Source organism: Pseudomonas sp. FFPRI_1 (genome assembly GCF_055384485.1).
The window spans coordinates 4,257,536-4,276,645 of the sequence record NZ_AP029168.1 but is presented as its reverse complement, the minus strand read 5'-3'; the positions used below and the strand labels follow the sequence as shown (position 1 = coordinate 4,276,645).

At 65.0% G+C, this 19,110-nt stretch carries 13 protein-coding genes; 6 read left to right on the top strand and 7 right to left on the bottom strand.

The window, feature by feature from the left end:
• Window positions 1-135 precede the first annotated feature (135 nt).
• Both ACZ5BO_RS18945 and ACZ5BO_RS18940 read left to right on the top strand, forming a co-directional pair.
• A complete protein-coding gene (locus ACZ5BO_RS18945) occupies window positions 136-2,211 on the top strand; it encodes a putative bifunctional diguanylate cyclase/phosphodiesterase (protein ID WP_025127505.1) in 2,076 nt (691 codons plus the stop codon).
• A gap of 104 nt (window positions 2,212-2,315) precedes the next feature.
• Window positions 2,316-3,062: an SDR family oxidoreductase gene (locus ACZ5BO_RS18940; protein WP_025127504.1), complete on the top strand. Its 747-nt coding sequence runs from the start codon at window positions 2,316-2,318 to the stop codon at window positions 3,060-3,062.
• A 649-nt stretch (window positions 3,063-3,711) separates the two neighbouring features.
• Here ACZ5BO_RS18940 and ACZ5BO_RS18935 read toward each other — a convergent pair.
• From ACZ5BO_RS18935 to ACZ5BO_RS18910, 6 genes are all read right to left on the bottom strand, one after another.
• The gene (locus ACZ5BO_RS18935; protein ID WP_464696081.1) at window positions 3,712-4,278 is read right to left on the bottom strand and encodes a hypothetical protein; all 567 of its coding nucleotides are present in this window, start codon (window positions 4,276-4,278) and stop codon (window positions 3,712-3,714) included.
• A 42-nt stretch (window positions 4,279-4,320) separates the two neighbouring features.
• On the bottom strand, window positions 4,321-5,118 hold the full coding sequence (locus ACZ5BO_RS18930; RefSeq protein ID WP_464696080.1) for a PoNe immunity protein domain-containing protein: 798 nt from the start codon (window positions 5,116-5,118) through the stop codon (window positions 4,321-4,323).
• A gap of 14 nt (window positions 5,119-5,132) precedes the next feature.
• Entirely contained in the window at window positions 5,133-6,188 is a 1,056-nt protein-coding gene (locus tag ACZ5BO_RS18925) for a hypothetical protein (RefSeq protein ID WP_464696079.1), read from the bottom strand.
• A 601-nt stretch (window positions 6,189-6,789) separates the two neighbouring features.
• The gene (gene mapR / locus ACZ5BO_RS18920) at window positions 6,790-8,199 is read right to left on the bottom strand and encodes a GntR family transcriptional regulator MpaR (RefSeq protein WP_025127500.1); all 1,410 of its coding nucleotides are present in this window, start codon (window positions 8,197-8,199) and stop codon (window positions 6,790-6,792) included.
• A gap of 156 nt (window positions 8,200-8,355) precedes the next feature.
• Window positions 8,356-9,771, bottom strand: coding sequence for a cytochrome c oxidase accessory protein CcoG (ccoG, locus tag ACZ5BO_RS18915; RefSeq protein ID WP_025127499.1), 1,416 nt, complete (start codon window positions 9,769-9,771; stop codon window positions 8,356-8,358).
• Window positions 9,772-9,978: 207 nt separating this feature from the next.
• A complete protein-coding gene (locus ACZ5BO_RS18910; RefSeq protein WP_025127498.1) occupies window positions 9,979-10,212 on the bottom strand; it encodes a DUF3203 family protein in 234 nt (77 codons plus the stop codon).
• Between the two features lie 296 nt (window positions 10,213-10,508).
• On the opposite strand from ACZ5BO_RS18910, the gene ACZ5BO_RS18905 reads away from it, so the two are divergent.
• A complete protein-coding gene (locus ACZ5BO_RS18905) occupies window positions 10,509-11,003 on the top strand; it encodes an MgtC/SapB family protein (RefSeq protein ID WP_464696077.1) in 495 nt (164 codons plus the stop codon).
• Window positions 11,004-11,039: 36 nt separating this feature from the next.
• Here the strand turns inward: ACZ5BO_RS18905 and ACZ5BO_RS18900 are convergent, their stop codons facing one another.
• Window positions 11,040-11,222, bottom strand: a complete 183-nt coding sequence (locus ACZ5BO_RS18900) for a hypothetical protein (protein WP_464696076.1) — start codon at window positions 11,220-11,222, stop codon at window positions 11,040-11,042.
• A 205-nt stretch (window positions 11,223-11,427) separates the two neighbouring features.
• On the opposite strand from ACZ5BO_RS18900, the gene ACZ5BO_RS18895 reads away from it, so the two are divergent.
• The 3 genes from ACZ5BO_RS18895 to glgB all read left to right on the top strand — a co-directional run bounded on the left by ACZ5BO_RS18895 (window position 11,428) and on the right by glgB (window position 19,105).
• Window positions 11,428-13,416: an alpha-1,4-glucan--maltose-1-phosphate maltosyltransferase gene (locus ACZ5BO_RS18895; protein ID WP_464696075.1), complete on the top strand. Its 1,989-nt coding sequence runs from the start codon at window positions 11,428-11,430 to the stop codon at window positions 13,414-13,416.
• Window positions 13,417-13,532: 116 nt separating this feature from the next.
• Window positions 13,533-16,877: a maltose alpha-D-glucosyltransferase gene (gene treS / locus ACZ5BO_RS18890; RefSeq protein ID WP_464696074.1), complete on the top strand. Its 3,345-nt coding sequence runs from the start codon at window positions 13,533-13,535 to the stop codon at window positions 16,875-16,877.
• Entirely contained in the window at window positions 16,874-19,105 is a 2,232-nt protein-coding gene (glgB, locus tag ACZ5BO_RS18885; protein WP_464696073.1) for a 1,4-alpha-glucan branching protein GlgB, read from the top strand. The genes treS and glgB overlap by 4 nt, the downstream gene beginning before the upstream one ends.
• Window positions 19,106-19,110: the final 5 nt, after the last annotated feature.

Here is a 19,110-nt window from a genome sequence, read left to right as displayed (position 1 = left end):
AAGGCCCGAAACAGACGTTCCGTCAGACTAATGGCTTTTTGCCAATTTTGTAGATGCGTTCTTCTTCGCAATCAGTACAATCTGCGGTTTTGCCCGCCGAGCAGGGATGTCGGCACAACGGCCAAGAGATGCCTCATGCTCATCGGTAGTTACTCCCCCGCATTGGTTCTGATCTCCATTCTCGTGGCGATCCTGGCTTCCTATACCGCTCTGGATCTGACCGGACGCATCGCGACCGCCCAGGGCCGCGCGGCCTACCTGTGGATCGCTGGCGGGGCGCTGGCCATGGGGGTCGGGGTCTGGTCCATGCACTTTATCGGCATGTTGGCCTTCAGCTTGCCGGTGGAGCTTGGCTACGATTTCTCGCTCACGGCCTTGTCCTTGCTGATTTCGGTGCTGTCCTGCGGTTTTGCCCTGTGGCTGGTGAGCCAGCCCAAGCTGCCCCTGCTGCAGTTGCTGTACGGCGCCCTGGTGATGGGCGCGGGGATCAGCGGCATGCACTACACCGGCATGGCGGCAATGCAGATGCAGCCGGGCATCGACTACGACCCGAGCCTGTTCGGCGCCTCGCTGCTGATCGCCTTTGGTGCGTCCACCGCGGCGCTGTGGATTGCCTTCCACCTGCGGCGCAACACCCCTTATGTACGCCTGGCCCGCAGCGGCGCGGCGGTGGTCATGGGCTTTGCCATCGTCGGCATGCACTACACCGGCATGGCCGCGGCGCGCTTTCCCGATGGCAGCTTCTGCGGTGCCCTGGCAGGTGGGCTGAGCGGCAAGGGCCTGGACAACATGGTGCTGATCACCACCCTGGCGGTGCTGATCATCGCCTTGCTGACCTCGGTGCTGGATGCACGCCTGGAGGCCCGCACGGCGGTGCTGGCCCAGTCGTTGACCGAGGCCAACAAGGAACTCACTCAGTTGGCCCTGCACGACACCCTGACCGGCTTGCCCAACCGCATCCTGCTGGCGGACCGCATCGACCAGGCGATGCATCGGGTCACCGCTCACGGTGGCTGTTTTGCGCTGATGTTCATCGATCTGGACGGCTTCAAGCCGGTCAATGACGCCTTCGGCCACCACATGGGCGACCAGTTGCTGCGGGAAGTGGCCCAGCGCCTGCGCGAGGACCTGCGCAGCGAGGACACCCTGGCGCGGATCGGCGGCGATGAATTCGTGCTCCTGGTGCAGCTCGCCGAGGCCGACGATGCCCTGCGCCTGGCGGCACGCCAGGTGGGCCTGGTGTCCCGTTCGTTCCGGGTGGTCGAGCATGAGCTGCAGATTTCCGCCAGCATCGGCATCGCGGTGTACCCCGGCAACGGCTTGAGTGCCCAGGAGCTGCTGATGAACGCCGATGCGGCGATGTATCACGCCAAGGGCACCGGCAAGAACGGCTACAGCTTTTTCGACGCGTCGATGAACAGCAACGCCCGGCGCCAACTGCAACTGCTGCAGGACCTGCGCAATGCCCTGGAGCAGCACCAGTTCCGCCTGCATTACCAGCCCAAGTTCGACGCCGCCAACGGCCAACCCGTGGGAGCCGAGGCGCTGTTGCGCTGGGAACACCCGCAGCACGGCCTGCTATTGCCGGACAAGTTCATCGAACTGGCGGAGAAGTCCGGGCTGATCATCCCCATTGGCGACTGGGTGCTGCATGAAGCCTGCCGGCAGATGAGCGAGTGGTATGGGCAGGGCTATACCGGCTGGCGTATCGCGGTGAACCTCTCGGCCCTGCAGTTCTGTCACGTGGGGCTGGTCAAGAGTGTGGCCACGGCCCTGGAACGCTATCAGTTGCCGGCCAACAGCCTGACCCTGGAAATCACCGAGACCACGGCGATGAACGACGCCGACGTCAGCATGCTGGTGCTGCAGCAGCTGGCGGACATGGGAGTGGACCTGTCCATCGACGACTTCGGCACCGGTTATTCGAGCCTGATGTACCTCAAGCGCCTGCCGGCCAACGAACTGAAGATCGACCGCGGCTTTGTCCGTGACCTGGAGCATGACAGCGATGACGCGGCCATCGTCTCGGCGATTGTCGCCCTGGGCCAGGCCCTGGGCCTGCGGATCGTCGCCGAGGGCGTGGAGACCGGCGTGCAGCAGACCTTCCTCACCCAATTGGGCTGCGATTCCCTGCAGGGTTACTTCCTCGGGCTCCCGCTGCCCGCCGATGGCTTCATGCAGGGCATCCACCTGGCGGAGCACAAGGCCTGATTCCACACGGAATATATGGCTAAACGATATTGCCGCAGTTTTCATCGCCCTCTGCGCGGTGTTTAATGGCTCGCGTTGAACTGATCAGTGTGGGAGTTGGCAGTATGGACAAAGTCATCGTCATCACCGGTGGCGGGCGGGGAATTGGCGCAGCCACGGCATTGCTGGCCGCGCAGCAGGGCTACAAGGTGTGCATCAACTATCAGGCCGACGAACAGGCGGCCCAGCAGGTGCTGGAGCAGGTGCGCGCCCTGGGCGCCCAGGCCATCGCGGTGCGGGCCGATGTCAGCATCGAGGATGAAGTGATCGGCCTGTTCCAGCGGGTCGACAGCGAACTGGGCCGGGTCACCGCCCTGGTCAACAATGCCGGGACCGTGGGCCACAAGTCGCGCCTCGACGAAATGTCCGAGTTCCGTATCCAGAAAATCATGAAGACCAATGTCATGGGGCCGATCCTCTGCGCCAAGCACGCGGTGCTGCGCATGTCGCCGCGCCATGGCGGGCAGGGCGGCAGTATCGTCAACGTGTCGTCGGTGGCGGCGCGCCTGGGTTCCCCGGGGGAATACGTCGACTACGCCGCCTCCAAGGGCGCCCTGGACACCTTCACCCTCGGCCTGTCCAAGGAAGTGGCGGGTGAGGGCATCCGCGTCAACGCGGTGCGTCCGGGCTACATCTACACCGACTTCCATGCCCTGAGCGGCGATGCCGACCGGGTCAGCAAGCTGGAAAGTGCGATCCCCATGGGCCGTGGCGGGCGCCCGGACGAAGTGGCCGAGGCGATTGTCTGGCTGCTCTCGGACAAGGCCTCCTACGCCACCGGCACCTTCGTCGACCTGGGCGGCGGTCGCTGAGCCCGGCGCACCACCATCCCTGTAGGAGCCGGCTTGCCGGCGAAGAGGCCCTTGAGTCTTGCAGCGCCTGGGCCGACGCCTTCGCTGGCAAGCCAGCTCCTACAGCAGTCAGATAGACCGCGCAGATCCCCGTAGGAGCCGGCTTGCCGGCGAAGAGGCCCTTGAGTCTTGCAGCGCCTGGGTGGACGCCTTCGCTGGCAAGCCAGCTCCTACAGCAGTCAGACAGACCGTGCAATTTCCCGTAGGAGCCGGCTCGCCGGCGAAGAGGCCCTTGAGTCTTGCATCGCCTGGGTCGACGCCTTCGCTGGCAAGCCAGCTCCTACAGCAGTCAGACAGACCGCGCAGATCCCCGTAGGAGCCGGCTTGCCGGCGAAGAGGCCCTTGAGTCTTGCATCGCCTGGGTGGACGCCTTCGCTGGCAAGCCAGCTCCTACAGCAGTCAGATAGACCGCGCAGATCCCCGTAGGAGCCGGCTTGCCGGCGAAGAGGCCCTTGAGTCTTGCATCGCCTGGGTCGACGCCTTCGCTGGCAAGCCAGCTCCCACAGCAGTCAGACAGACCGCGCAATTTCCCGTAGGAGCCGGCTTGCCGGCGAAGAGGCCCTTGAGTCTTGCATCGCCTGGGCCGACGCTTTCGCTGGCAAGCCAGCTCCTACCGTTTCCCTCGGTTGGTGCGGCGTCGGCCGGGGCCGATCAGCAAGGCCAGCGACAGCCCCAGTACGCTGGTGCCGAAGCTCATCGCCAAGGGCATTACGTACCCCAGTGTTTCCTCCGGGCGAGTACAGCTGTAGCCAAATCCGTAGCCTTGTTCATCCGCCCAGACGCCCGGTGTGGCGCTCACGTCCACTGGCGTCGAAGGCGCTGGTGGCTCATTCGAGAACCCCAGGTTCGAGTGGCTGGCGCTGCGCATTGCCAGCTGTTCGATGGCCTGCAGCTGGGCCTCGTTGCAGCGGCTCTGCGCCCAGCCATCGACCACCACCAGGGCAGACAACAACAGCAGCAGCGGCACTGGGTAATAACGCCGGGTGCTCAGCAGGGGCGCGACCAGCAGCCCGGCAAGGAAACCGGCCAGCAGCAGATTGGCCCAGTACCACCCAGCGCCTTCCCAGCTTGGCGGCATCAGGTGCATCAGCAGCGGGGGCAGCACAACGCGGGCGAACAGCAGGCACAAGGCGGCCGCGAGCAGGGTGATCAGCAGGGTCTTGATCCAGGACTTCATGAAGTTTGCATCGCCTGTATGGGTCAGGGCGCAGGGCGCCTATCAGTCCTGGGTGGTCAGCTCGGGGATCGGCGGCGGGGTGAAGCGCCGGGCGTATTCGAGCATCTCCCGAGGGAAGATCATGTGCCGCACGGCGCTGTCGTCGAGACCGTACAGGTAGGCAATCGCCGCTGCTTCAAAGGCCCAGTAGCCAAAGTAGCAACCATCGTCGGCATCCAGGTGGCTGTCGTGCCAGGAGGCGTGCTCGAAGGCCATGTACCACTGGTTGCAGTACTCCACGAGCAGTTCCCGGGCCTCGTTCGGGTCCTCGGTGTAGATGGCTCTGATCAGCGGCGTGTAGACGGGGTGGTACCACTCGTCAATGTCCTCGCGATCAGGCAGGTAGGCCTTGAGCAGGTCTTCGACCAGGGTGTCGTCGGCGTGATAGCCGGCGCGGTCCTGCAACAGCACCAGGCGCGGCAGCAGGTCACTGCGCTGCAGCAGGATGCACAGGCTGATCACCTGTACGTACTCTTCGTAGTCGTGGGGGTAATGGTCGATGGTTATGGGGGCGATACCTGGCCGCTCCTCGTACAGCTCCAGCTTGCGCTGGTAGTCCTCGTAGCTTTCGATCACGCCGTCCAGAGCTTGGGCCAGTTCTTCCATGGGGGCGCCGCCGGTGTAGCTCAGGATCAGGTGGTGCAGGCGTGCCTGCTGCACTTGCCAGGCCTTGAGGGAGGCTTCCTGCAAAGGGCTGTCGGCCATCATCGAGTGGGTTTGCCAATGGGCTTCTTCGCCAGCCAGGCTTTCGAGGTACTGGTGGTAATGCTTATGGCTGAGAAACACTTGTCTGCGGTTCATGTCGGCGCCTTGTCTCAGTAAACGGGAATCAGGGTGAAGGGCGCCTTGCGGTACGAGGCTTCCAGCAGCAGGGTCGGCAAGTCGACCTCGGCCGGTTCCAGCTCCAGCTCTTGCAGCTCTTGTTCCAGTTGCTGCGGATCGGCGGCCAGGGCCTGGATCGGCAGGCGCAGGTAAGGCCGCGGGTCTTCGCCGTAATAAATCTTCACCGGTCCTTCAGGAATGCCTTCCAGGCGGGCAAAACCCTCTTGGTCGAGGTTGCCCTCGGCTTGCGAGCCGTCGCTGAAGACGGCTCGGTAGGCGGCGCCGGATACCGGTTCGAGGTTGGGGTAGTGCAGGTTCAGTTCCAGCCAGTGGCCCTCGCCGGTGAGGTGCTCCAGGCCCTGGTTGATGTCCTGGGCGATGCTTGCGGCATCCCGGGATGCCGATTGTGGCGCCAGGCTGATGGTCGTTGGCCGCGGCTCCAGGGAGGACTGCGGCTTGGGCGCCAGGGCCGGGCCGCGGCTGTGGGCGGCGGCGGAGTTGTTGCGCTGCTCGGCGATCCACGGGGCGATGCGTTCTTGCACCGACACCATGAGGAACTCGGTGTGTTCCTGGGCTTCGTTGAGGTTGTGAAGCACCAGTTGTCGCTGCTGGGGCGTGAGCTTGTCGAAGGTGGAAGAGGCGCGCACGCCGCTGATGATCTGCGGCAGTTCTTCGGCCAGGCGCTGTGGGTCCAGGCACTTTTCCAGCAACTGTTCGGGGCTGGTTTTCAAGCGGCAGGCCAGCAGGGTATGGCGGATCAGGTCGAAGAGGCTTTCGGCGTGGCGCTGGGGCGCGCGGTTGATCAGGCGCAGGAGGGTCTTGAGGCCCTGGCCGGGGCCGGGGATCCAGCCGATCAGGGCCAGGGCCAGATCGAAGAAGGCGTCTTCTTCGTCCTTGGGGTTGTTGATCGCGTCCAGCTCGAAGATCGCCTGGATGCAGTCGTAGGCGTTGAGTTCCTGGGTCAGCAGTGGCAAGCGGCCGCGTTCGATGGCCTGGAGCAGTTCGGCCTTGGCCTCTGGGTAGTCGTCGTAATACAGGTCTTCGACCATGACGTGTTCCTTTCCCTGGAAAAATGGAGCGCGGATGCTGAATGAATTGAGGGGGTGGGGCAAGGGGATTGTTTGGCGGCCCCGGGTGCGCAGGAGCCGGCTTGCCGGCGAAGGGGCCCGCAAGTCATGCAGCGCCTGGGCCGACGCTTTCGCTGGCAAGCCAGCTCCTACAGCAGTCAGATAGACCGTGCAATTTCCCGTAGGAGCCGGCTTGCCGGCGAAGGGGCCTGCAAGTCATGCAGCGCCTGGGCCGACGCTTTCGCTGGCAAGCCAGCTCCTACAGCAGTCAGATAGACCGGGCAGTTCCCTGTAGGAGCCGGCTTGCCGGCGAAGGGGCCCGCAAGTCATGCAGCGCCTGGGCCGACGCTTTCGCTGGCAAGCCAGCTCCTACAGCAGTCAGATAGACCGTGCAGTTCCCTGTAGGAGCCGGCTTGCCGGCGAAGGGGCCTGCAAGTCATGCAGCGCCTGGGCCGACGCTTTCGCTGGCAAGCCAGCTCCTACAGCAGTCAGATAGATCGTGCAGTTCCCTGTAGGAGCCGGCTTGCCGGCGAAGAGGCCCTGGAATCTTGCGGGCGCTTTCGCGGGCAAGCCCGCTCCGACATCAGAAGGAGCGGATGATGCGGCCCAGGGTTTCCATGGCCTGTTCCGCGGCTTCGTTCCAGGGGCTGCCGTAGTTCAGGCGGATGCAGTTGCGAAAGCGCTGGGTCGGGGAAAAGATCGGCCCCGGGGCGATGCTGATGCCTTGGGCCAGGGCCATCTGGAACAGTTTCAGCGAGTCCATCTGCGGCGGCAGTTCCAGCCACAGGAAGTAGCCCCCGGCCGGCTGGCTGACCCGGGTCTGGGCCGGGAAGTAACGGGCAATCGCCGCCAGCATGGCGCTCTGCTGCTCTTCCAGGGCGTAGCGCAACTTGCGCAGGTGGCGGTCGTAGCCGCCATGCTGCAGGTAGTCGGCAATCGCCGCCTGGGCCGGCATCGAGGCGCACAGCGAAGTCATCAGCTTCAGCCGTTCGATCTTCTGCGCATAGCGCCCGGCCGCGACCCAGCCGACCCGGTAGCCCGGGGCCAGGCTCTTGGCGAAGGAGCCGCAATGCATCACCAGGCCCTCGGTGTCGAAAGCCTTGGCCGGCTTCGGTGCCTGCTGGCCGTAGTACAGCTCGGCGTAGACGTCGTCCTCGATCAGCGGCACCTGGTGCTGACGCAACAGCTCCACCAGCTCCTGCTTCTTGGCCTCGGGCATGCTCGCGCCCATGGGGTTCTGGAAGCTGGTCATGCACCAGCAGGCCTTGATCGGGTGACGCTCCAGGGTCTGGGCCAGGACCCCGAGGTCGATGCCGTCCCGGGGGTGCACCGGAATCTCCACCGCCTTGAGCTTGAGGCGTTCCAGCACTTGCAGGCTGGCGTAGAAGGCCGGGGCCTCGATGGCCACCAGGTCGCCGGGCTCGGTCACCGCCTGCAGGCACAGGTTCAGCGCTTCCAGGGCGCCATTGGTGATCAGCAGCTCTTCCATGGGCAGCATCAGCCCGGCCACCATGTAGCGCAGGGCGATCTGCCGGCGCAGTTGCGGGTTGCCCGGGGACATGTCGGTGACCACCACCCGCGGGTCCATCTCGCGGCTGGCGCTGGCCAGGGAGCGCGACAGGCGCTGCAGGGGGAACAGGGTCGGGCTGGGGAAGGCCGAGCCGAAGGGCACGGTGCTCGGGTCCTTGATCGAATCGAGTACCGAGAACACCAGCTCGCTGACATCGACCTCGGTGGATTCATTGACCTCGCTGCTGATCACCGGCTCGGAGAACGGGCTCGGTGCATGGGCGTTGACGAAGTAGCCGGAGCGCGGGCGGGCGCGGATCAGGCCGCGACGCTCCAGCAGGTAATAGGCCTGGAACACCGTCGACGGGCTGACTCCATAGGTCTGGCTGGCGTAGCGCACTGAAGGCACGCGCTGGCCCGGGCCGAGGACCCCTGAGCGGATCAGTTCGGCGATGTCATCGGCGAATTTTTCGTAGCGTTTCATCTGCGGTTGAAGATCCAGTCTGGTCATTGAGTCAAGGTACATACGGTGGCGAGGGAGTGGTCTGGCAGCCGTGCCATGGACTTGGCCATGGCACGGGGCGTTGCGGCTTGCCAGTGGCTACGGGAGCGGGCTCCCTCGCCACGGCATTCTAGAGGCTCAGCGGTTCATCGGCGCGACAAAACGAGTTTTGGCCACGGCGTAGACGCTTGGATCATCACTGTCGGCGACCTTGAAGCTGATGGCCTGGGAACTGCTCTGCGGACGTTCCTGGGTCATCGCCACCGACACTGGCACGTCGATGATTTCACCCGGGGCCAGGCTCAATTGGGTCTTGCCCTGCAACTCGAAGCCGTCCCCGTTTACCAGGGCCACGCGGTATTCCTGGCGCTCCTGGGTCTTGTTGATGATCTTCAGGCTGTAGATGTTCTCGATCTGCCCCAGGGCGTTCTCGCGGAACAGGCCACGGTCCTTGCTGACGTCCAGGGACACCATCGGCCGTTGCACCAGGGCCAGGGCCAGGGCGCCGATCATCACCAGCAGCACCAGGCTGTAGCCCACCAGCCGTGGCCGCAGCAGGTGCGTCTTGCCGCCTTGCAGCTCATGTTCCGAGGTGTAGGCGATCAGGCCCCGGGCATAGCCCATCTTGTCCATGATCGAGTCGCAGGCGTCGATGCAGGCGGCGCAGCCGATGCATTCCATCTGCAGGCCGTCGCGGATGTCGATGCCGGTAGGGCAGACCTGCACGCACAGATGGCAGTCGATGCAGTCGCCCAGGCCAACGTCGGCGGGTTTCACATCGCGCTTGCGCGGGCCGCGGCTTTCACCGCGAACCGGGTTGTAGGAGATGGTCAGGGTGTCCTTGTCGAACATCACGCTCTGGAAGCGCGCATAAGGGCACATGTGCATGCACACCGCCTCCCGCAGCCAGCCGGCGTTGATGTAGGTGGCCGCGGCGAAGAACAGCACCCAGAACAGGCTCAAGCCGCCGATCTGCAGGGTCAGCAGTTCCTGGGCCAGGGGCCGGATCGGGGTGAAGTAGCCGACGAAGGTCAGGCCGGTGAGCAGGCTGATGGCCAGCCACAGGGTGTGCTTCATCGCCCGCCGGGCCAGCTTGTTCAGGCCCCAGGGCGCGGCCTGCAGCTTGATCCGCTGGTTGCGCTCGCCTTCGGTGACCTTTTCGCACCACATGAACAGCCAGGTCCACGAACTTTGCGGGCAGGTGTAGCCGCACCACACGCGGCCGGCGAACACCGTGATGGCGAACAGGCCGAAGGCGCAGATGATCAGCAGGGCCGAGAGGAGGATGAAGTCCTGGGGCCAGAAGGTTGCGCCGAAAATGTGGAACTTGCTTTCGGCCAGGTCCCAGAGCACGGCCTGGCGGCCACCCCAGTTGAGCCACACGGTGCCGAAGAACAGCAGGAACAGGAAACCCGCGCCGCTCATGCGCAGGGTTCGGAACAAACCAGTGAAACTACGGGTGAAGACTTGCTTGTCGGTGGTCTTCGACTTCATCTGTTTAGGGTGTGAAGGTTCGAAGGTCTCTACTAATCGGACGGGAATTCTTTCGCTCATGGTCGTTCGCTCATCAGCCTCCATCAGGCCCGGCAACTATGACCACGGATCTGTTTGCATAACAGACTCAGGTATTTGATAAAAAACCGGATCAGATGGCCTTTTCCAGGCCCCTGCGACAACTTGCTGCACCCCTCGAAGTGCCCCCAGGGATGGCCGCGGTGCCTGTAGACACAGGCCTGCGCGGCGTACCCTGATCCAGATCAGTCAAATCACCGAATCACCGTCGCTGGCCTTCAGATGGCGTCGGCCGTCGGTGGCACCTGCTACGGTCAATGCGTCGGCTTCTGCTTCGGTGATGTAGATGCGCTCGCCGCCCAGGTCCACCGCCGACATCGACTTGGCGCCGTCGGTGATGATGGTCACGGCGCTGGCGGGCAGGCGCTGGTGCAGGGTGTCGGTGTCGAAATAGCAGGTCTGGTCTTCGATGCGCAGGCTCATGGCGGTTACCTCAAGGCAATGGCTATACAGGTTAGGGCGCAGGGGCCGGCCAGGGTTCGCCAGCGGCGATCAACGGTGTGGGCAGACGCTGGCGGGAATGGACACGGGCTCTTATAGGCGCTGGCTTGTGTAGCAGCTGGCTTGCCAGCGAGGGCGCCCGTGAGGTGGGCAGCCGGCCCAGGGGCCTGTTCGCCGGCAAGCCGGCTGCTACGGTGACCACGGTGGTCGGGCGGCACCTTTTGCTGGCGGCCGCGGTCCATCGCTCAAGAGCCCGCGGTGGGACGAGGAGCGATGGCATGAACACCTGGTGGCATGAAGTCTGGCTGACCCTGCAAGCCGAGTTCGCCGATATCGGCGATGCCCGGCAGGTCACCCAGATCACTCTGCGTTTGCTGGTGGCGGCGCTGCTGGGCGGCATCCTGGGTTTCGAGCGCGAACACCAGGGCAAGGCGGCCGGGGTGCGGACCCACATGCTGGTGGCCATGGGCGCGGCGCTGTTTGTGTTGGTGCCGAGCCTGTCCGGGGCCGAGGCCGACGCCATGAGCCGGGTGGTGCAGGGGGTGATCGCCGGGATCGGCTTCCTGGGGGCGGGCACCATCCTCAAGGGGCACGAGGAAGACCGCGGGCAGCACGTCAAGGGCCTGACCACCGCCGCCGGCTTGTGGATGACCGCGGCCATCGGCGTCGCTGCGGGCCTGGGCCGGGAAGCCACGGCGGTGCTCAGTACCTTGCTGGCGCTGATGGTGTTCAGCCTCATGCCGCTGATTGTCCGGCGCCTGGAAAAACCCTGAGCGACCACGATCTTTCGGAGATCGCCCAGGGGCTGTCTATGCTTGCTGGCTCGACACTGGCTGGACCACCACCGGGGGCGTGGTGCTGGGCGGGTCGCCCTTGGGCGGTGGAGTGCTGTGCGGTGGTTCCTGCTTCGGAACCGGCTCCGGCTCACTGGGGGGCAGGGTCGGTTGGTCGATGTTGGGATCAGGGGTTTCTGCCGGGATCGGGATGTTCATGGCGATGGCCTCCTTTGTGCTTGCAGATGCACAGGCTCATGGGGTGGACCGCGCCAGCGCGAGTTTGATTCCCGTCGATTTGCCGCGCAATCGCGATGAACTTTCATCCGGGCCCGTGGCTCGGAACCTAAGTGCATTGATTCACCGGGGCGCTGCCAGCCCCGCAACCAGAGCGTCGACGACGTGGGAAAGGGGGTGAGGCTCGATGACTGCAGACAAACCGACCGAACAGCAATACCAGGCGCAGCTGCCTTTGTCCCAGGCCTTGCTGCTGCCGCGCATTGCCATCGAGAACACCCGTCCGGTGCTCGACGGCGGGCAGTTCGCGGTCAAGGCGGTGGCCGGCCAGGACATTGAAGTGACGTGCAAGGTGTTCGCCGACGGCCACGACCAGCTGGCGGTGCGTGTGCGCTGGCGCAACGAGCAGCAGGAGCACTGGGACAGCCAGCCCCTGGAAGACCAGGGCAACGACGGCTGGCTGGGGCGTTTCCCGGTACCGGCAGTGGGCCGCTACCGTTTCTGTATCGAGGCCTGGCTCGATCAGTTCGCCAGCTTTTGCTACGAGCTGGAGAAAAAACACCTGGCCGGGGTGCCGGTGAGCCTGGAGCTGCAGGAAGGCCGGACCCAGGTCCAGCAGGCCGCTGAACGCAGCGAAGGGGCGTTGCGCGAGCAGTTGCTGGTGCTGCTGCAGCAGCTGGCCGGGTTGCTCGAGACCGAACAGGTGGCGCTGTTCCTGGATCCGCACAGCGCCCGCCTGATGGCCGCGGCCGACCAGCGGCCGTACCGCAGTTTGAGCCCCGAATACCCGATCGATGTGGAGCGTGTGCGCGCGCAGTTCGCCAGCTGGTACGAGCTGTTTCCCCGTTCTATCACCGACGATCCTGCTCGCCACGGCAGCTTCGATGATGTGCACGCGCGCCTGGCGATGATTCAAGACATGGGCTTCGACGTGCTGTATTTCCCGCCCATCCACCCCATTGGCCGCAGCCACCGCAAGGGCCGCAACAATGCGCTCACGGCCGGCCCGGACGACCCCGGCAGCCCTTATGCCATCGGCAGTGAAGAGGGCGGCCATGAGGCGATCCATCCGCAGTTGGGTAGCCGAGAGGATTTTCGCCGGCTGGTGGCCGCCGCCGCCGAGCATGGCCTGGAGATCGCCCTGGATTTCGCCATCCAGTGTTCCCAGGACCACCCCTGGCTCAAGCAGCACCCGGGCTGGTTCAACTGGCGCCCGGACGGCAGCATCAAATACGCCGAGAACCCGCCGAAGAAATACCAGGACATCGTCAATGTCGATTTCTATGCCGCCGATGCCATTCCCAGCCTGTGGCTGGAGCTGCGGGACATAGTCCTGGGCTGGGTCGCGGAGGGGGTCAAGACCTTTCGCGTGGACAACCCGCACACCAAGCCGCTGCCGTTCTGGCAATGGCTGATCGGCGACGTGCGCGGCCGGCACCCGGAGGTGATCTTCCTCGCCGAAGCCTTCACCACCCCGGCGATGATGGCCCGGCTGGGCAAGGTCGGGTATTCCCAGAGCTACACCTACTTCACCTGGCGCAATACCAAGAGCGAGCTGTCGAGCTATTTCAGCGAGCTCAACCAGGCGCCGTGGCGCGAATGCTTCCGGCCGCACTTCTTCGTCAACACCCCGGACATCAACCCCAGCTTTGTGCACGACTCGGGACGCCCGGGATTTCTCATTCGCGCAGTGCTGGCCACCATGGGTTCGGGCCTGTGGGGCATGTACTCCGGGTTCGAGTTGTGCGAATCGGCGGCGCTGCCGGGCAAGGAGGAATACCTGGATTCGGAGAAGTACCAGATCCGCCCGAGGGACTTCAGCGCGCCGGGCAACATCATTGCCGAGATCGCCCAGCTCAATCGCATCCGCCGGCAGAACCCGGCCCTGCACAGCCACCTGGGGCTCAAGCTGTACAACGCCTGGAACGACCGGATCCTGTACTTCGGCAAGCGCAGCGCTGGCAACTTCGTGCTGGTGGCGGTCAGCCTCGATCCCTTCAATCCCCAGGAGGCGCACTTCGAGCTGCCGTTGTGGGAGCTGGGGCTGGCCGATGACGCCCAGACCCAGGGCGAGGACCTGATGAACGGCCACCGCTGGACCTGGTACGGCAAGACTCAGTTCATGCGCATCGAACCAGCGCAGCCTTTCGGCATCTGGCGCATCAGCGCTGCGTAGGCGCCGGCAAGCCGGCGCGCCTTGTGCAGGCCCGGCCGCCGCCTTCGCTGGCAAGCCAGCTGCCATGGGGGCGTGGTTTGTGGCGGCTGCGAATTCACTTTTTTCAGGAGTCCGACATGGCCAAGAAGCCTCGCCCCACGACCTTTATCAAGGACCCGCTCTGGTACAAGGACGCGGTGATCTACCAGGTGCATGTGAAGTCCTATTTCGATTCCAACAACGACGGGATCGGCGACTTTCCGGGGCTGATCGCCAAGCTTGACTACATCAAGGACCTGGGGGTCAACACCCTCTGGCTGCTGCCGTTCTACCCCTCGCCACGGCGCGACGATGGCTACGACATTGCCGAGTACCGAGGGGTCAGTCCCGACTACGGGACCCTGGCGGACGCCCGGCGCTTCATCGCCGAGGCCCACAAGCGCGGCCTGCGGGTGATCACCGAGCTGGTGATCAACCACACCTCCGACCAGCACCCCTGGTTCCAGCGGGCACGCAAGGCCCGGCCTGGCTCGGCGGCGCGCAACTTCTATGTGTGGTCCGATGACGACCAGAAGTACGCCGGTACGCGGATCATCTTTCTCGATACGGAAAAGTCCAACTGGACCTGGGATCCGGTGGCCGGCCAGTACTTTTGGCACCGCTTCTACTCCCACCAGCCGGACCTCAACTTCGACAATCCCCAGGTGCTCAAGGCGGTGCTGTCGGTGATGCGCTACTGGCTGGACATGGGCATCGACGGCCTGCGCCTGGACGCCATTCCCTACCTGATCGAGCGTGATGGCAGCAACAACGAGAACCTGCCCGAGACCCACGAGGTGCTCAAGGCGATCCGCGCCGAGATCGACGCCAACTACCCGGACCGCATGCTCCTGGCCGAGGCCAACCAGTGGCCGGAGGACACCCAGCTGTATTTCGGCGACGCCAAGGGCGACGACGGCGACGAATGCCACATGGCCTTCCACTTTCCGCTGATGCCGCGGATGTACATGGCCCTGGCCCAGGAAGACCGCTTTCCCATCACCGATATCCTGCGCCAGACCCCGGAGATCCCGGCCCACTGCCAGTGGGCAATCTTCCTGCGCAACCACGATGAGCTGACCCTGGAGATGGTCACCGACAAGGAACGCGACTACCTGTGGAACTACTACGCCGCCGACCGCCGTGCGCGGATCAACCTGGGGATTCGCCGCCGCCTGGCGCCGCTGATGGAGCGTGACCGGCGGCGCATCGAACTGCTCAACAGCCTGCTGCTGTCGATGCCCGGCACCCCGACCCTCTACTACGGCGACGAGATCGGCATGGGCGACAACATCTACCTGGGAGACCGTGACGGCGTGCGCACGCCGATGCAATGGTCGATCGACCGCAATGGCGGCTTCTCCCGGGCCGATCCGGCCAGCCTGGTGCTGCCGCCGATCATGGATCCGCTGTACGGTTTCCAGTCGGTCAACGTCGAGACCCAGTCCGCCGACCCCCATTCGCTGCTCAACTGGACCCGGCGCATGCTGGCGCTGCGCAAGCAGTCCAAGGCCTTTGGCCGCGGCAGCCTGAAGATGCTGTCGCCGAGCAACCGGCGGATCCTGGCCTACACCCGGGAATACACCGGGCCCGACGGCAAGCCGGAAATCATCCTTTGCGTGGCCAACGTCTCGCGCAGCGCCCAGGCGGCGGAGCTGGACCTCTCGGCATTCGCCGGCATGGTGCCGGTGGAGATGCTCGGCGGGAACGCCTTTCCGCCCATCGGCCAATTGAATTTCCTCCTGACCCTGGCGCCCTATGGCTTCTACTGGTTTGCCCTGGCTGCGGAAAACCAGATGCCCAGCTGGCACGTGGAACCGGCCCAGAGCCTGCCCGACTTCACCACCCTGGTGCTGAAGAAACGCCTCGAAGAATTGCTCGAGGCACCCTCGCGCACCACCCTGGAGCACGAAGTGCTGCCCAACTGGCTGCCCAAGCGTCGCTGGTTCGCCGGCAAGGATGCCGCCATCGGGCAGGTGCGGATCGCCTACGGCGTGCGTTTTGGCGACCCGCAGCACCCGGTGCTGCTCAGCGAGATCGAGGTCGGCAGCCCGGGCCAGGCGCAGCGTTATCAGTTGCCCTTTGGCCTGCTGGCAGAAGAGCAGATCAGCAGTGTCTTGCCCCAGCAACTGGCCATGGCCCGGGTACGCCGTGGCCGGCAGGTGGGGCTGATCACCGACGCTTTCGCCCTCGACAGTTTCGTGCGTAGCGTGCTCCTGGCGCTGCAGGCACAGACCCGGCTGGACAGCAGCGCCGGGCAGATCCGCTTCCAGGCCACCACGCAGTTGGCCGGGCTGGGCCTGGGGGCCGAGTCCGAGGTGCGCTACCTGTCGGCGGAGCAGTCCAACAGTTCGGTGGTGGTGGGCACCAGCCTGGTGTTGAAGCTGATACGCAAGGTGGCAGCGGGCGTGCATCCGGAACTGGAAATGGGCGCCTTCCTCACCGCGGCAGGGTTTGCCCACATCTCGCCCTTGCTCGGTTCGGTGGTGCGCCGCGACGAGCAGGGCGAGGATCACTTGCTGATGATCGCCCAGGGCTACCTGAGCAATCAGGGCGACGCCTGGGAGTGGACCCAGAACAACCTGGAGCGGGCGATGCGCGACGAACTGGCCGAGGCCATTTCCGAGCAGGAGCAGCACTACAACGCCCTGGGCGAGCTCAAGGACTTCGCCGGCCTGCTGGGGTTGCGCCTGGGGCAGATGCACGGGCTGCTGGCCACCCCCGGCGACAACCCGGACTTTGCCCCGCAAGTCAGTACCGGCAAGGATGTCGAGGCCTGGGAGCGCCAGGTCGCCGGGCAGTTGGAACGCGGGTTGCAATTGCTCACCCAGCACCAGGCGGGGTTGAGTGCGGCTGACCAGCAGCGGGTGGATCGCTTGGTGCAGCACCAGGCGCAGATCCTGGGGCATGTCCGGCACCTGGCGAAACAGTTGGTGGGGGGCTTGCGCATCCGCGTCCACGGCGACCTGCACCTGGGCCAGGTGCTGGTGATCAAGGGCGACGCCTACTTCATCGACTTCGAGGGCGAGCCGGCGCGGCCCCTGGCCGAGCGCCGAGGCAAGCACAGCCCCTACAAGGATGTCAGCGGGGTGTTGCGCTCCTTCGATTACGCTGCGGCCATGGCCCTTGAGGCCCCGGCCATGGACGGGGCACAGGCCCGGAGCGGGCGGGAAAAAGTGCTGCAGCGCTACCTGAAGGAGTCGCGCCAGGCCTTTGTCGAGGCGTATCGGCTGGCGACGGCTAATCTTGGCCATGGCTGGCAGGAACCCGACGCCGCAGAGGCCGCCCTGGCGCTGTTCAGCCTGGAGAAGGCCGCCTATGAGCTGGCCTATGAAGCAGAAAACCGTCCCGCCTGGCTGCACGTACCGTTGCGTGGCCTGGTGGGGTTGTTGAGTGAACTGAAACCCTTTTCCGATATTGAGAGTGGTGGAGAGCAGTCATGAGTTTCTCGAACAAGGAACAGGGAAAGAACCCATCGGCATCGCAACCTTCAGCCAAGGCCATCGATGCCCTGGTACGGGCCGAACAGAACGATCCGTTCGCCATCCTCGGCCCCCATGGCGATGGCGCCGGCGGACAATTCATCCGCGCCTTCCTGCCCGGTGCCCTGAGCGTGCAGGTGCTGGACCCTGAGCATCAGGAGGTGCTCGGCAGCCTCCAGGTCGGCGAGGTAGCGGGGCTGTTTACCGGGCATTTGCCCCAGGAGCGGGCTTACCTGCTGTGGATCCAATGGGCCGGTGGCGAACAGGTCACCGAGGACCCCTACAGCTTTGGCCCACTGCTGGGGGAGATGGACCTGTACCTGTTTGCCGAAGGCAATCACCGGGACCTGAGTGCCTGCCTGGGGGCGCAGCTGGTGACGGTCGATGGCATCGCCGGTGTGCGCTTCGCGGTCTGGGCACCGAATGCCCGGCGGGTCTCGGTGGTGGGGGATTTCAACATCTGGGACGGGCGCCGCCATCCGATGCGCCTGCGCCATCCCTCCGGGGTCTGGGAGTTGTTCATTCCGCGCCTGCAGGCCGGTGAGGCCTACAAGTACGAGATTCTCGGCCCCGACGGGATCCTGCCGCTCAAGGCCGACCCCATGGCACTGGCCACCCAACTGCCGCCGGACACCGCCTCCAAGGTTGCCGCGCCCCTGCAGGTCGACTGGCAGGACCAGGCGTGGATGCAGGCCCGGGGCGAGCGCCAGCGGGTGGACGCGCCGCTGTCGATCTATGAACTGCATGCCGGTTCCTGGCAGTGCGAGGTGGACGACCTGGGGGAAGTGGCGCGCCAGTACAGCTGGGCCGAACTGGCCGAGCGGCTGATCCCCTACGTCAAGGACCTGGGGTTCACCCATATCGAGCTGATGCCGATCATGGAGCACCCGTTTGGCGGCTCCTGGGGCTATCAGCCGCTGTCGCAGTTCGCCCCCAGCGCCCGCTATGGCACGCCGAGCGACTTCGCGGCCTTCGTCAACGCCTGCCACCAGGAGCAGATCGGGGTGATCCTCGACTGGGTGCCGGCGCATTTCCCTACCGATGCCCACGGCCTGGCCCAGTTCGACGGCACCGCGCTGTATGAGTACGGCAACCCCCTGGAAGGCTTTCACCAGGATTGGGACACCCTGATCTACAACCTCGGGCGCACCGAGGTCCATGGCTTCATGCTGGCCTCGGCCCTGCACTGGCTCAAGCATTTCCATGTCGACGGGCTGCGGGTGGACGCCGTCGCCTCGATGCTCTATCGCGACTATTCGCGCAAGGCCGGGGAGTGGGTGCCCAACCGCCACGGCGGCCGGGAGAACCTGGAGGCCATCGATTTCCTGCGCCACCTCAACGATGTGGTGGCCCTGGAAGCCCCGGGCGCGCTGGTGATTGCCGAGGAGTCCACGGCCTGGCCCGGGGTCAGCCAGGGCACGGCCCAGGGCGGGCTGGGGTTCGCCTATAAATGGAACATGGGCTGGATGCACGACTCGCTGCACTACATCCAGCAGGACCCGGTGTACCGCGCCCACCATCACAACGAGTTGAGCTTCGGCCTGGTGTACGCCTGGTCCGAGCGTTTCATCCTGCCGATCTCCCACGATGAAGTGGTGCACGGCAAGCATTCGCTGATCGACAAGATGCCCGGCGACCGCTGGCAGAAGTTCGCCAACCTGCGGGCCTACCTGAGCTTCATGTGGGCCCACCCGGGCAAGAAGCTGCTGTTCATGGGGTGCGAGTTCGGCCAGTGGCGCGAGTGGAATCACGACCAGCAACTGGACTGGTACCTGCTGCAATACCCCGAGCATCGCGGGGTGCAGCGCCTGGTAAGCGACCTCAACCAGCTGTACCGCGAGTATCCGGCGTTGCACGATCAGGACGATGCGCCTCAGGGCTTCCAGTGGCTGATCGGCGACGACGCGATCAACAGCGTGTATGCCTGGCTGCGCTGGAGCCGGCAGGGCGAGCCGTTGCTGGTGGTGGCCAACTTCACCCCGGTGCCGCGCCAGGCCTACCGCGTTGGGGTGCCGGTGGCGGGGCGCTGGAGCGAGTTGCTCAACAGTGACTCGCAGTTGTACGCCGGTTCCAACTACGGCAACGGCGGCGAAGCATTCAGTGAGGAACTGGCGAGCCATGGCCAGGCCCTGTCCCTGGCGCTCAACCTACCGCCCCTGGCAGTGCTGATCCTGCGGCCAGATCGCTGATCCCG